Source organism: Enterococcus hulanensis (genome assembly GCF_005405485.1).
Taxonomy (GTDB): domain Bacteria; phylum Bacillota; class Bacilli; order Lactobacillales; family Enterococcaceae; genus Enterococcus_A; species Enterococcus_A hulanensis.
Window position 1 is genome coordinate 1 of sequence record NZ_BJED01000009.1, and the last position, 12892, is coordinate 12892.

Consider the following 12892-nt stretch of genomic DNA (forward strand, 5'->3'; position numbering starts at 1 on the left):
CCCGCATTCCACCGTTAAAAAGGTGTCAATTTGGGGGTCAAAAGGCCAAATTGGAATTCGCATTCTTTTTTGAAATCATTTATCTTTTAGTCACCGGCCGGTACAAAAAATCACATGGAGGAAAAACAGATGATCCAACCATTAAGCAACAAACTACAGGTCTTAGTTGACCAAGGAGCAGAAAAGTTAAAGAAAATCAGCTTCCAAAACATCATCGATAACCCAACCAGCGAACAAATCATTGAGCTTGGCGAAATCATGACTGCATTGTCGCCAGACGACAGCTACTCAGACAGCGTGATCTTAACGACTCAGACACGCTACTCTAAATAAACGAATAGGAGGAAAAATGAATGTTAAAACTTGTCGCAAATTTCAAAACCAGTGAAGGAAGAAGTCAAACCTGGAGCTTTGACAATCCTACAACGACCAAAAGCTCAACGGAGATCGAAGACTTATTAGACCGTTTATCCAATGTGAAGCTGTTCGAAAAAGATGGCGCATTGCTTTTCAATACGGTCGATGGTGCGAACTATGTCGAAACGACTTGAACGGAAATCTTTAAGAAGAAAGCCTAACTCACTTTGAGGTGGAGCGGCGAACTTGTCGCTCGCTTCTATTAATAAAAAATTAGAAAGGATGCGAACCAGAATGAAGGTACAAGACCTCGCTCTCGATCATCGTCAATTATTCTCATTAAAACCTGAAACACTGGAAGAACGGATCACATGGTTCTATCAACTTACACAAAACAGCACTGTCACCATTAAATACATTTTGACTTTACGCGTACGATATCAACTTGGAGCGCAGGAGTTTGCCTACATTCTAAAGGATCTTGTTCGCTTCCTGTTTCTGAATACGAAAGCTACTCGCACCATGAAGCGGTTCTTTCATTATTTTAAAGACTATTTTTTAGACCTTGAATGGAAAACTTTGTCACTGAAATTGTTCTCTGTCCGCAGCTTCGGCGAAAAGGCCGCATCACTTGTTCATTCTCTTATTTCACTTGTCCGTCCTGAAGAAGCAACTGAATCGTCTCCGCCGTCACTTGATCGAACAAAATCTACGCAATAGCTTGACCTACGCAAAAATTAGAGGAGAAAGGAGCAGAAAAATGATTACAAAAACAACAAATTTAGTCGCAACGTTTAACAACAGCATCGGCGGGAAACATGTCTGGACCTATCGAAATATCGATACCAGCGTATCAGATGAGACCATTGAAGAGTGCTGCGACCTTTTAGCAACCTTGGGAATTTTTGAAGCGAATGGTGTGAAGCTCTTTGATTCTTCGGTGTCTGCCAAGTATGTGCACAAGACTGTCACACCTGTTTTTGATCGAAAGGCTTCGGGTGGTGCGAAGCCGGTCTGCTTTCCTGTTGAGAATGTTGAGAAAACTAGTGAAGAAGTTGAGGAAATGGCTTTGCCAACTGTGGCGCAGCAAGAAGTGTCCACACAAGACCTAGCAGAAAAAACGGAAATTAACCACTTTTCATTAATAAAAAATAATCCACAAATCGAAGAAAAAAGCACAATAACAGATAATAAACTTTCTGCTAGTATCCCTGCGGTTAGGCTAAATTCTGCACAACTACCCACACTTTTAGCACAAGAGACTGAGTCAAAAACAGAAAGTAAAGTGTCCACGAACAAAGTAATTCCGATGCAATTGCCTATAGAAGGAATCCCTGTCCCTCAGCAGCCGGCTGGTTCTTACAAAATGCCAAATAGCTACAGTTATCAGGACTTTACAAAGGAACGAGTCACCGAGTTGGATCGATTCCTTCAAGCAGAATCCTTACTTCAAGAGAAAAAAACTGTCACCGAGCCTGCCGAACCGCCTGAAAAACGGATCGACAAGAAAAAGCAGGTTGGACTCATTCGGCGACTGTTAAGTCGAAGGAACAGCCCAAACAAAGAAGGACCGAAGATTCGGTCACATGATCCCGCCGATCGCGACTAAATTCTGCCCTTCTCTAACTAACTATGCGTAGGTAACCCATTCACGTCGTCGACCTCCCATCTGGAAAGGAGGTGATAATTTGAGTGAGCTGATCCGCTATGTCCTCGCTCCCCTCTTTGTGGGATTGGTCGTTGCCCTTGTCAATCATTGGTTAAGTGGGCGCGATCCATGACGACTGAAAATAGAAATACCTGCGATCTTCTAACGTTCGCAGGTATTTCATAGTGGTTTATGGCGGCGATAATAGACACATTTTGATAAGAGCCTTCGCGTTGTAGAACACTTCGCATCACTGCTGGACCAAAATAGCAAGCTAAGGCAAAGCCCACAAACATAATTCCGTAATTAATGCTATTGTTTTTTTTGCTCCAAACTGATCTACCGTAACGAAAGAGAAAATGGATAGAACACCTTGAGTCTACCAACAGAATTGTCTTATTTAGATTTGTACGCTCCACAATTCTTGTGTTGTTATTGTCAGGCATTCTCTAGCCTCACTTGAAATAATCAGCAATAGCAATGGTGACAATATCTGGTCTTGCTCCGATGTTAACTGGGAATTTTGAGAACAGGTACTTATATGTAGTATAAGTATCAAAATGTGCGGCTCGTTCATCCAGAACGTCCACTGTTTTATTTGCTTTAAAGCTGTTCCGCCACTTACATTCACCAATAAGCAGCTCTTTGCCTGTAATCGAGTCAACGACCACATCTATTTCCTGAACATTGCCTTTTCTGTCCTTTCCCCACCATTTTCCAAATGACTTAGCAACAAATGGAAGCCGGCCTCGTTCATTGAGTCTTCGCAAATATTGTCGAGTCACTTCTTCAAATATCGGACCGATGAAATCAGGCAAATCATTGAGCGCCAAACCAGCATAGTGCTCTCCAAACCCCCGTTCAATTTCTGCCCTAACTGAAAAGACATAGCGATACCAAAAGGCTATGAAGTTTTCAGTAATATGGTATTGGCTTGTCTTCCCTTTAAGTGGATTGGAGCCAAATGGGGTAATGCGCTCAATATAGTTCAATTCCTGCAGCGTGACAAGATACTTTGAGATCAAACTGCTTTCCAACTTTGTAAAACCTGCAATCTCACCAAGTGTGTTTGAACCACTAGCAATCGCCTGCAAGACCGCGTTATAATTCGCCGGCTCTCTAAACTCTTGCTTCATCAGCAGAATACCTTCATTAAGTAGATAACCATTGATGACAAAATAGAGTTCTCTGAGATTCTCGGCAAAAGACAACTCTGGATCAATCAACGAGAGATAGTAAGGGGTTCCACCAATACATGCATAATACCTTATCTTGTCCTCATCACTAACATTAGGATAGAATCTTGCTGAATCATAGTAATCCATTGGACTTAATTTTAGTTGGCCTGTTCTTCTACCAAACAAAGGACTTTTCTCGCCTAACACCTCGTTTTCCATAAAACTCATTGATGATCCGCAGAGAATCAAGAAAATATTTGTCTCTTTAAAATCATAATCGATGACATGCTGCAAAATAGAGTTGAGGGACTTATTCGCTGATACGGCGTAGGGATACTCATCAATGACGAGTACCAAACGCTCATCTCCAAACTGTTCCTTAATAATAGAAAAAAAGTTGTTCCAATCATCCACAGTTGGAAACCCTCTGATCCCAAGTTTCTCCCCCACTAATTTTGAGAATTTCTGTAAATTTAGCGAGTCATTCACCTCTTCTGCAGGTAGATAAAGTGCATTCTTCTCTCTGATAAACTCATTTAATAATGCAGTTTTTCCAATCCGCCGCCGACCGTAAACAATCGCCATTTGAAATCCTTTTTTATGGTACATCCGTTCAAGAGTTTCAAGGCTCCTTCTCTCTTCCAAGAAACATCATGGCAGCCTCTTGTTTTACTACTTACGATTATTATACTTTTGAGTAGTAAAATCATCTGGTTAGGTAAAGAAATATCCTCATTGTATTTTTTGGGAGATTAAATGAACAGAAGGGAGCCATGACGACTGGAAAAAAACAGACATCCGCGGTTTGCGGATTCATGATAAAAAAAGCTTGGGACAAAGAGTGCATCTCTTCGTCCCAAACTTCACTCACTTTCTTCTGCTGATATTCTGACTGTTAATCGCAGTTATCCACCTAGTAAACAAATCAATACCGATAGCCTTTTAAAAAATGGTCCATCGAGTCTAGTACAAAATCATCAAGTCTATCACGTTCAATCAATTCACCATTCACCATGGTCGTAATACCTAATAGGGTCGCATATAGAACCAGCCCGATTTTTAGCGGGTTGCCAGGTTGAATTATCTTTTGCTCCTGTCCGCTGATAATCAATTCTAGAATCGGAGAAAATGCACTCTCTGAGGCTTCTTTCATCACTCCCAATTTATCATCACAACACTTACTAGAATTCATCAACTCAAATAAAGCGGCGTTGTCTGCAGCAAAATGTGCAAAGCTCAAGGCCGCATTATTTAAGCGCTCTAACAAGGGGATTTCGCTATCAAGAGAGCCTGCCTTCAACACTTTTTCCAATTGGGAAAAGCCTTGTACTGCCAGTGAATCCAACAGGTCTTGGCGATTTCTAAAATGGCGTTGCGGCGCGGCATGACTAACACCGATTTCTCTGGCGATTTCTCGGATCGTAACCTTTTCTACCCCTTTTTCCAAGAGGATTTTTTGGGCTACTTGCAATAATTCAACTCGTAAATTTCCGTGGTGGTAAGGGTGAGTTTTCTTCATATTCTTCATAAAAAAAGCCTATCACAAAGAAAAAGGAAAAACAATCAAAATGTTTACGTTGACAACATATTGTAAGAGCGGTATATTAAACTTGTTTCCACTGTCAACATCAACGGAAAAATCGGGAATAATCCCGCTTGCTAGATTTTGAATCTTAGCAGTCAATTTCCTAGTTATAAATGAATTCTTCCAAGCATAAAAAAGATGGTGCTGAAGTTATTTTGGTTAGACGTCTCACTCAAACGTAAACAAGTGAAAGTAGAAATGGAGGAATTTATTTTGTTAAAAATCTATGTAGAGAAAAACAATAGTTCGAGTCGCAAATTGATCAAATGGCTTAAACGACAAAAAATCGACTATGAAGAACGCTATATTGATACAAAGCCATTATCAGAAGATGAGCTGCTAAATATCATGAGCTTTACCGAAAATGGCTTCGATGATCTTTTCAGCTATCGAGCAATGAAGGATATGAATCTCGATGAGGACTCAGTTGATTCGTTATCAGTCAAAGAACTTGTAAGACTAATGGTGAAAAATCCACGGCTGATCAGAAAGCCCTTTGCGATCAAAGGGAAACAAATGATCGTTGGCTATGGTAAAGATCAGGTGCAAACATTGATTCCTAAAGAAAGACGGTTAAAAGCTATCCTGCATTACCAATTTGGATAATCATGCTTGGCAAAAATGGCCTACTGTCAAGCTTTACAGTTTTCAAAGCCTGCCAGAGGTGTTTAATTCAAGAGTTTTGGGAGTACAGAAAAGAGACATTTTCTGTACTTTTTTGATGTGAGCCTTTATTGACGCCGATTAGGACGCGCTGATCGGCTTGTTGATAGCTTGTGCTTGAGCATGCGATGCCCCATCCGCCAAATTTTTAAATGTCATCGTATAACCAAGTCTTTTTTGATTCACTTGAGATCATTCAAAAAAACGGTATCAGCGTTATCCTTCGCTGATACCGTTAGTTGCTTTTACAAATTCTGAGTGTTCATCTGTTCCACTGACACAAAAGAATTCAACATCTCAGTGATAGTCTCGGCATTTCTATCATAGAAAGAAGGAAGTCCTGCAATATTGACTACGACATAGTCTGCCTCTGTTTCTAAGAAATAATACTGAATTCCCACATTCGCTCCGTCAGATACCGTTGTAATGGTGTATAAATATCCTGAGTAATGTGCCGTTTGATACGGGACTTCCTTTCTAGATTCTTCCTTAATTTGAACATCCTCGTCTGAAACAATTTGACCTATCATCGCATTTTTGAAGGCATCGATTCCTTCAAAATCAGTTTTTTTCATGCCATAAATCATAATTACTTCTGGATTATTTTCATCACTAGCATAAAAATCAAAATCCTCTTCTGATGTGACCTCCCAGTTATCTGGAATCTTAATTTGATAGGCTGCTTCCTCAATCTGGAAGTCCGCAGCTTTAAATATAACCTTCTTTTTAACACTGGACGCCTTTGTTTTAGCGGTCGACTGTTTGGTTGAGGAAGTTGTCTCTGTACTTTTTTCTGTACTTGACTCCGATATACTCGCTTCCTTTGCTCCACCAGATCCGCACCCTGCTAAAATTGCACCCAACACCACAAAAACAATCCATTTTTTCATTGTAACCCTCCATAATTATATTTTGATAGCCTTTCCAAATATAACTACAGTTTACACTAATTTCAAAGTGATTAATAATACCATTTATTATTACTAATAAAAATTCGAAAGAAATTATCTTTAATCACAGAAAATTATTTTTTTACCCTAAAAACTAACTGTTGATTTCCAAGTTGTATGACAGCCATTCTCTAAACAAGTTCCCAGATCGCAAGTCGGCGATCTTACTCCGATTGAAGTCTGGAATAAGACCGCCACATAGCTATTAATTGTTATACGTTAGCATCTACTAAAACTCGTTAAAGCTGTTGGCCTGAACTTTTTCATTCAAGACTTTCTTATTGACCATATCCGTTATCTCAAGTGCGCTGATAATTACTTCACCATTGTAGTTCTGATCCCGATCGTAAATCATGCCGGGAATCACCTGACAAAGTAAGTCACGATTGCAATGATAGCTAAGCGTATTTTTTGGCGACCAATAAGGAATATCCACATGAAAATCGAAGGACCCTAAGGATCTTTGGGTATCTGTCCCCTGTGCAACTAAGCTGATCTTAAATTCAGGACCTGCTGCTTCTCCATGTGGAGTAATCACTTCATAAGCAGCTTTGCTTTTGGCAGGAATATTCGTTGGAAACGAAACAATTGCGTTTCGTGCATTAACGTATTTGTATACTAACTTTAAATCCTGATCGGTTGTATTAGTAACAGTCAATTTAGCAGTCCATTTCGACATAGTATACTCCTCCTTTTCTCTTTACTCTTACTAGAAAACAAGTGTAAGCTTTGTTACACATTAAGCATACCATGACAGTTAGCAATAAAAGAACAACTATAGGATGCCTTATTTTTATATTTTATAAAAATAATGGGTATATAATAACTTGTAAAAAGAGAAAAACTCGTAAATTAGTCACCAATAAAGATTTATATAGCAGAAATTCCTAAATTATGGGGATATGACCCCATAATAATTTTTAGCGTTAAAAATAATAAGTCCAGCCGTTTCAGCTAAAAATAACGGAAAAGCACGATCTATTTCATAATATTTTTTAATGGTTAACAGCTAAATCTCTTTCATTGCTCAGCTATTCAACTAAAATTAAATCTTTTTCGTACGTTCTTAGACAAAAAGCGGCAGGCTAAGAAAATTCCTAGCCTGCCGCCTTTTAACTATTCATGTATTTTCAGCGCCGAGACGCCCTCTTCTTCTCTCCCAGATCACTAATCATATCTTGTATCCAGCGTTTGCTTTCTGATGTTAAGAAAGGATCGATGACGACGACTGGATAGTCTTCCGGTAAGCCTCGCGAAGAACCGGTCGTGATCAAGCAATCATACTTCGCCAGCTCTCGATATAATTCAGGTATTCCACCGGATAGCTTTTCAAAATTGACAATCCGAAAGTTGCCATAGATATTATCGGTGATTTGTTTTGCTAAAAAGGTTTCTTCCGTGGGTGATAGATCAGAAAGCAGCAGGATTTTTAGCATAGGTTCCTGATCTGCCAGCCAATCCAAGCTGTCCACTTCCGTTGTAATCAGCAGGTACATATAGTTCAGGACAAAGTCTTCTTCCTGATACATCTGAAATTTGTGAACAAATCGTTGGACCAGTATTCTGATCTTTTCTACACCGCTGCGGTAGACCTTAGAAACTTCCTTCAAAAACGCCTCGCGATTTTTCCTTAAGAAACAAATATATTTACCTTGAGGATCATGCATATAGAAATCATTTGATAAAACGATCGCTAAACTAATTTTGCTATCCCGGCTGAAACGGTAGCCTAGCATCCTATTATAGTTTTCCACCAATTCATAGTGCTGGTTAAATAGCTGCTGATATTTCGAATTATCAGTCAAAGCAAGTTTGATATGAGGCACACTGAAAAGAACCGAATCAGAAAAAGTTAACCAAAGTGCATCACGGAGCACAGCCGGGGTCAACTCCATATCTAATCTCTCATTAACCGCTTGTGCCAGCGCCTTATACGATTCTCCCTGCGGCAGATTGATTCCTTCAGTCCGTAATTGGTCCTTAGGAAATTCATGGCCTCTTTTTATTCGCCAAAAGCTGACGTACATATTATAGACCTGCCTTTTTTGAAAAACGTATTTCTCGTGAATTTGGTTTTCCGTGACAAAATCACTGACATACAGCTCCATGATCTGGTAGTGCTCTGTCGGTAATTTAGGTAATGTACTCTCGAAGGCACTCTGCCGCTCACTATAAAAATGATAGTAAAAATCACGGACCTCCCCTTCATTTCCTTCAATCCGCAATGGACGATAGCACAGCTCCATCCCCGCATCCAACAATGCCTTTTCGATCTTTTTTAAGCAGCGCTGCGTGTTCGATGAACTTAAATATAATTTTTTGGCTAATCCAGTAATGCTTTCGCACTCTTCATACAAAAGCTCTTCGATAATTTGAAATTCTGGACAGCTATTCAAAAAATCGGCATACAAATTCCCTAAACTAACTTTTTTATCTACAACTATGTAATAAAGGCCCTTTGTTTTAACGATCTGAAAACTGGGATGCCCTTCATTAATGAGTTCAATATCATTTAATAGAATCGGCAACGAACAGTTCAACTCACTCATTAATTGATCACTTGACCAGCCTTCGCGACGATAATACAATTTTTCCAGCAATGCCAAACGACGTTTATTCGTAATACCCAAAACTGATCGAAAGTCCATGATCCTTCCTCCCTAAGAATAGTTCAATCTTAACCCCATCTGCCGCTTATTTTTCCTCTTCTAATCCTCTATCTCAAGAAAATATTACCACTAAATGATACTGAGTATAAGGATATTTCTTAATTTCACCACAATAATTTGTCCGATCGCAAAAAATGGCTGGATAACTTGCTTTTTATGGCTAGCTAAATGTGGTTGTTGATAGTTGTCTCCATCAGAATTAGCAGAGAGAAAATTTTTTTGGTTATATTTAAACGAAAATTACTATCTGGACTATTATAAAAAATGTCGGAGTTGAAAATTTCAGATGATCCGTAGTAACCTCCGCTTGTTTTTGTTGTTTAATCCGTATATTCGTCATTTATTTCATTGTATTTAGGCATATAAAGGGATGACGCTAACGTTATTTATTTTGTTGATTTTTTGTTGCAGTCGACGTTATCTTTCGGTATACTATTCTTTGTGCTAAGAAGGTTCCGTGGTGTAGGGGTTAACATGCCTGCCTGTCACGCAGGAGATCGCGGGTTCAAATCCCGTCGGAACCGTTAGTGTTACTGGAGGATTACCCAAGTCCGGCTGAAGGGAACGGTCTTGAAAACCGTCAGGCGGGTAATACCGTGCAAGGGTTCGAATCCCTTATCCTCCTTTTGGGGAAGTACTCAAGTGGCTGAAGAGGCGCCCCTGCTAAGGGTGTAGGTCGAGAAATCGGCGCGAGAGTTCAAATCTCTCCTTCTCCGTAAATGATTGACTGATGGAAATAATCCATCAGTCTTTTTTGTTTGCTTGGTAAGCCAAGCATCTTAGCTAGAAAAATAACCGCTTAGTGGTAAAATCAGAGCAATCAATGGAAGGTGTGGTTTTATGAAAAAAGAATCGTTCAATTATCCATATATATTTGATGATGATGCTCTAATTTCTGCAAGCGGCTGGCTGAAAATTCTTGGCGCGAATATTCTGGCTTTTATCCTGCTTTCCACCAGCCTATTGCAAGCTATTCCTATTTTCGGAAGCCCTAGTCTCAGTCATTATTATCACCCGACTTTTTTTGAAGCTATCCAAATTGCTTCTCCGGGAATACTTTTTTTAATCATAAATTTTTTAGGTTTTTATTGGGGGACCAATGGGAATTGGCGCAGAATTTTTCGGCCGTTAAAAGGTAAAGCTTGGCTGTGGATCGTACTCTTTATTTTTTTGACATGGATTGTTGGATCAATTACCGGCGGTTTGGCCTCGCATTTTTTTGGCAGCGAAACCAATCCGCAAGATGTGCTTTCCGCTTCACATAGCGGAGCTTGGACAGCCTTTTGGCTGGTTCGTTTAGAGAATGTCTTTCAGCTTTTAGGGGAAGAATTTCTCGCCTTAATGCCCTTTTTAGCTTTTGCTCAGCTGGGGTATCACTGGGGTTGGTCAAAGAAGCGCGCATTATTATTCGGCTTGGTAGTTTCTTCGGTGATTTTTGGTTTGTATCATATTTCTACCTACGGCTATAATGTCGGTTATGCGATTTTAGGTCTAACTTTTACTCGGATAGCCATGACCATGGCTTATATGAAAACAAAATCGATCTGGGCTAGTTATGCGGTTCATTTTACTTTTGATTTTCTGTCGTTTTTAATTAGCTTTTTACTTGTTTAATGCCTTGTCCATCAAGAAAATAATGATCGTACTAGTCTCTGTTGGTAGCTGCCTGCTTTTTAGCAGGCAGTTATTTTGTAGTTAATTATCTTTCACATATTTTCAAAAGGATATATATGTAACTGATCCTAGTTATATATTTACTAAAATGTACGGGACTATCATGTTATAATGGCTGTAGTCACCAATGGAGGAAAAACATCATGCAGAAAACTGACATTCAGGCTTTTTATCCGAATTATTCGCCAGCAGAAAAGCAAAAGCTGACAGAATTGCAGGCACTGATTCATGAGGTCGCTGACGAATCTGCTATCGAAATTCTCGAAAGCGCGAAATGGGGACAGCTTTCGTTTGAAGCACTGAAGGGAACACCAATCAGAATCGATAAGTTTTCTGACAGTCAGATTGGTTTTTTCGTACATTGTCAAACCAACTTGATCGAAACTTGGCGCTCATTGTTTTCCGATACTTTGAGCTTTTCAAAAAATCGAGCGATCCTTCTTGATCTCGATCAGCCGTTGCCCGAAGAGGTACTAAAGATCTGTATTGATCAAGCCTTCAACTATCATTTGAAGTAATCAGATTTTTAATTCATGAGCATTCAGCAGCGCTCTTTTTACTATAGTCAACTCAGAAAGCAAGGAGTGGAACCAAATGCAGCAGCTATTAACGTTATTCGATTCTCTTCCGAAAATAGGGATTATCCTTCTTATTTTATTCAGCGTTTTAATCACCTTAGGAATCGTAATATTGATTTTTTCATTGTCAAAGGCGATGAAGAAGTAAACAAAAACGCCCTGATTGCATTTTCGCAATCAGGGCGTTTTCCTTGATTATTTATTCGCGCGTTTTTGGTACGTACCTTCTTGTGTATTGATTTCCAGCATTTCGCCTTCTTCAATAAAGTCAGGAACGTTTACGACTAGTCCGGTTTCCATTGTTGCTGGTTTACCAGAACCTGTCACAGTAGCACCTTTAATTGATGGTTGTGTTTCAGCAACTTTTAGGACAACTGTTGTCGGAGGTGTTAATCCGATCACTTCGTCGCCGTAAAACTGAATTTTAACTTCCATATTTTCAAGGATGTATTTCATTTCTGCTTCGATCGTTGAAACTGGGATTTCATATTGTTCGTAAGTTTCAAGATCCATGAAGATTGCAACATCATCTTGGCTGTATAAGTATTGAACAGCTTTTGTTTCCATCATCGCTTTTTCGAATTTTTCTTCTGGGCGGAAAGTTGTATCATACGTTGAACCTGTACGCACGTCGCGTAATTTCATCCGCATAACCGTATTTCCTTTACCTGGTTTGTGGTGGCTGGCTTCTAAAACTTTGATCAATTTTCCGTCTTGAATGAAAGTCATACCTGCACGTAAATCGCTTGCTGAAATCATTAATAAGCACTCCTCTTCTTATTTTATACGTTCGAATTCTGCTGCGTGAACATTCGTCCATGCATGATTCTACTATAAAATGAACCTTTATTATTGTAGCAAATAACCCCTATACTTACTAGGGAAAATTATTTCTCACTTTATTTTACTTCTTGCACACGGAAGAATTTTAGCTTGGGTAATTGATTCAGGGTCATCTCTAACGAAGGCCCCATCAATAATAATACGATCAGCGTCCCCCAGCCAATGTGTCCGCCTAATAAGAAACCGGTCAAAAAAATCGCGGCATCCAAGATGATCCGAGCGACCTTTACTGAGCTTTTTAATACCCGTTTCAATAAGATCATCAAGGATTCATAAGCGGCCGAGCCTGCATCGGCTAATAGATAGATACCTGTCCCAAAGCCAAAAACGATCGAACCCGCAATGATGGATAAGTAACCCATACCGCTAGGAATCGTATGCAGAATTCCCGCCCAATCTAGGATGTTCAGACAAAAGCCCAAGCCAAAGCTGTTGATCAGGCTGCCGATCCCAATCATCTTTCGGTCATAGAAAAAGATGATGATCAGTATGATCCCGTTAAACAGCATACTCACCGTACCAAACTTCAGCGGCACATGCTGCAGGATACCTAAGACTAAGGTACTGATTGCATCTGCCCCCAGTCCGCTGACAACGATCAAACGAACACCGACAGCGGCGATAAAGGTGCCCATGATGGCAAAAAATAGTTGCTTTGCTATATTCGGTTTGATAACTTGGTCCTCACTTTCAAAAGCTGTTTTAGCGCATAAATTAGGCATCAAACAATAATTGTTTGATGCCTAA

The 12892-nt window shown here is 39.7% G+C and carries 16 protein-coding genes and 3 tRNA genes; 12 read left to right on the plus strand and 7 right to left on the minus strand.

All coding sequences use genetic code 11. The features are described 5' to 3' along the window. Positions 1-129: 129 nt before the first annotated feature. The 5 genes from FFR60_RS11025 (at position 130) to FFR60_RS23090 (ending at position 2138) form a co-directional block, all read left to right on the plus strand. Entirely contained in the window at positions 130-333 is a 204-nt protein-coding gene (locus FFR60_RS11025) for a DUF1659 domain-containing protein (protein WP_137664210.1), read from the plus strand. A gap of 20 nt (positions 334-353) precedes the next feature. Next, positions 354-551: a DUF2922 family protein gene (locus FFR60_RS11030; protein WP_137664211.1), complete on the plus strand. Its 198-nt coding sequence runs from the start codon at positions 354-356 to the stop codon at positions 549-551. 100 nt (positions 552-651) lie between these two features. After that, positions 652-1077 carry a hypothetical protein gene (locus tag FFR60_RS11035; RefSeq protein WP_137664212.1) on the plus strand — a complete coding sequence of 142 codons (426 nt, stop codon included), beginning with the start codon at positions 652-654 and terminating at the stop codon, positions 1075-1077. A 40-nt stretch (positions 1078-1117) separates the two neighbouring features. Continuing rightward, positions 1118-1966 carry a DUF2922 family protein gene (locus tag FFR60_RS11040; protein ID WP_137664213.1) on the plus strand — a complete coding sequence of 283 codons (849 nt, stop codon included), beginning with the start codon at positions 1118-1120 and terminating at the stop codon, positions 1964-1966. A gap of 79 nt (positions 1967-2045) precedes the next feature. Continuing rightward, on the plus strand, positions 2046-2138 hold the full coding sequence (locus FFR60_RS23090; RefSeq protein ID WP_137664214.1) for a type I toxin-antitoxin system Fst family toxin: 93 nt from the start codon (positions 2046-2048) through the stop codon (positions 2136-2138). Between the two features lie 322 nt (positions 2139-2460). Here the strand turns inward: FFR60_RS23090 and FFR60_RS11050 are convergent, their stop codons facing one another. Both FFR60_RS11050 and FFR60_RS11055 read right to left on the minus strand, forming a co-directional pair. Continuing rightward, positions 2461-3828, minus strand: a complete 1368-nt coding sequence (locus FFR60_RS11050) for an ATP-binding protein (protein ID WP_137664215.1) — start codon at positions 3826-3828, stop codon at positions 2461-2463. 280 nt (positions 3829-4108) lie between these two features. Further along, a complete protein-coding gene (locus FFR60_RS11055) occupies positions 4109-4711 on the minus strand; it encodes a TetR/AcrR family transcriptional regulator (protein WP_137664216.1) in 603 nt (200 codons plus the stop codon). 270 nt (positions 4712-4981) lie between these two features. Here FFR60_RS11055 and FFR60_RS11060 point away from each other — a divergent pair, with 270 nt between their 5' ends. Next, positions 4982-5374 (plus strand): Spx/MgsR family RNA polymerase-binding regulatory protein, encoded by a 393-nt coding sequence (locus FFR60_RS11060; protein WP_171004919.1) that lies wholly within the window; start codon positions 4982-4984, stop codon positions 5372-5374. Positions 5375-5676: 302 nt separating this feature from the next. Here the strand turns inward: FFR60_RS11060 and FFR60_RS11065 are convergent, their stop codons facing one another. The 3 genes from FFR60_RS11065 to FFR60_RS11075 all read right to left on the minus strand — a co-directional run bounded on the left by FFR60_RS11065 (position 5677) and on the right by FFR60_RS11075 (position 9029). Then, a complete protein-coding gene (locus tag FFR60_RS11065; RefSeq protein ID WP_137664218.1) occupies positions 5677-6321 on the minus strand; it encodes a PsbP-related protein in 645 nt (214 codons plus the stop codon). Positions 6322-6610: 289 nt separating this feature from the next. Further along, positions 6611-7060 carry a hypothetical protein gene (locus tag FFR60_RS11070; protein WP_137664219.1) on the minus strand — a complete coding sequence of 150 codons (450 nt, stop codon included), beginning with the start codon at positions 7058-7060 and terminating at the stop codon, positions 6611-6613. 451 nt (positions 7061-7511) lie between these two features. After that, positions 7512-9029, minus strand: coding sequence for an AcpB/EbpR/MafR family transcriptional regulator (locus FFR60_RS11075; protein ID WP_137664220.1), 1518 nt, complete (start codon positions 9027-9029; stop codon positions 7512-7514). Positions 9030-9501: 472 nt separating this feature from the next. On the opposite strand from FFR60_RS11075, the gene FFR60_RS11080 reads away from it, so the two are divergent. The 6 genes from FFR60_RS11080 (at position 9502) to FFR60_RS11105 (ending at position 11497) form a co-directional block, all read left to right on the plus strand. Continuing rightward, a tRNA-Asp gene (locus FFR60_RS11080) sits at positions 9502-9574 on the plus strand. Between the two features lie 11 nt (positions 9575-9585). Next, a tRNA-Ser gene (locus FFR60_RS11085) sits at positions 9586-9675 on the plus strand. Positions 9676-9678: 3 nt separating this feature from the next. Further along, a tRNA-Ser gene (locus FFR60_RS11090) sits at positions 9679-9766 on the plus strand. 124 nt (positions 9767-9890) lie between these two features. Then, complete coding sequence (locus FFR60_RS11095) at positions 9891-10664, plus strand: CPBP family intramembrane glutamic endopeptidase (RefSeq protein ID WP_137664221.1); 774 nt, start codon at positions 9891-9893, stop codon at positions 10662-10664. 203 nt (positions 10665-10867) lie between these two features. After that, positions 10868-11242, plus strand: coding sequence for a DUF1801 domain-containing protein (locus FFR60_RS11100; protein ID WP_137664222.1), 375 nt, complete (start codon positions 10868-10870; stop codon positions 11240-11242). Positions 11243-11308: 66 nt separating this feature from the next. Next, positions 11309-11497, plus strand: coding sequence for a hypothetical protein (locus tag FFR60_RS11105; protein WP_137664223.1), 189 nt, complete (start codon positions 11309-11311; stop codon positions 11495-11497). Here the strand turns inward: FFR60_RS11105 and efp are convergent, their stop codons facing one another. After that, complete coding sequence (gene efp / locus FFR60_RS11110) at positions 11498-12061, minus strand: elongation factor P (RefSeq protein WP_088931858.1); 564 nt, start codon at positions 12059-12061, stop codon at positions 11498-11500. A 140-nt stretch (positions 12062-12201) separates the two neighbouring features. Next, a complete protein-coding gene (locus tag FFR60_RS11115) occupies positions 12202-12867 on the minus strand; it encodes a YczE/YyaS/YitT family protein (RefSeq protein ID WP_137664224.1) in 666 nt (221 codons plus the stop codon). Positions 12868-12892 lie beyond the last annotated feature (25 nt).

Coding starts and splice junctions, on each gene's coding strand:
- FFR60_RS11030 (WP_137664211.1), top strand. CDS start 354: ATGTTAAAACTTGTCGCAAATTTCAAAACCAGTGAAGGAAGAAGTCAA.
- FFR60_RS11065 (WP_137664218.1), bottom strand. CDS start 6,321: ATGAAAAAATGGATTGTTTTTGTGGTGTTGGGTGCAATTTTAGCAGGG.
- efp (WP_088931858.1), bottom strand. CDS start 12,061: ATGATTTCAGCAAGCGATTTACGTGCAGGTATGACTTTCATTCAAGAC.
- FFR60_RS11035 (WP_137664212.1), top strand. CDS start 652: ATGAAGGTACAAGACCTCGCTCTCGATCATCGTCAATTATTCTCATTA.
- FFR60_RS11025 (WP_137664210.1), top strand. CDS start 130: ATGATCCAACCATTAAGCAACAAACTACAGGTCTTAGTTGACCAAGGA.
- FFR60_RS11070 (WP_137664219.1), bottom strand. CDS start 7,060: ATGTCGAAATGGACTGCTAAATTGACTGTTACTAATACAACCGATCAG.
- FFR60_RS11055 (WP_137664216.1), bottom strand. CDS start 4,711: ATGAAGAATATGAAGAAAACTCACCCTTACCACCACGGAAATTTACGA.
- FFR60_RS11075 (WP_137664220.1), bottom strand. CDS start 9,029: ATGGACTTTCGATCAGTTTTGGGTATTACGAATAAACGTCGTTTGGCA.
- FFR60_RS11040 (WP_137664213.1), top strand. CDS start 1,118: ATGATTACAAAAACAACAAATTTAGTCGCAACGTTTAACAACAGCATC.
- FFR60_RS11095 (WP_137664221.1), top strand. CDS start 9,891: ATGAAAAAAGAATCGTTCAATTATCCATATATATTTGATGATGATGCT.
- FFR60_RS11115 (WP_137664224.1), bottom strand. CDS start 12,867: ATGCCTAATTTATGCGCTAAAACAGCTTTTGAAAGTGAGGACCAAGTT.
- FFR60_RS11100 (WP_137664222.1), top strand. CDS start 10,868: ATGCAGAAAACTGACATTCAGGCTTTTTATCCGAATTATTCGCCAGCA.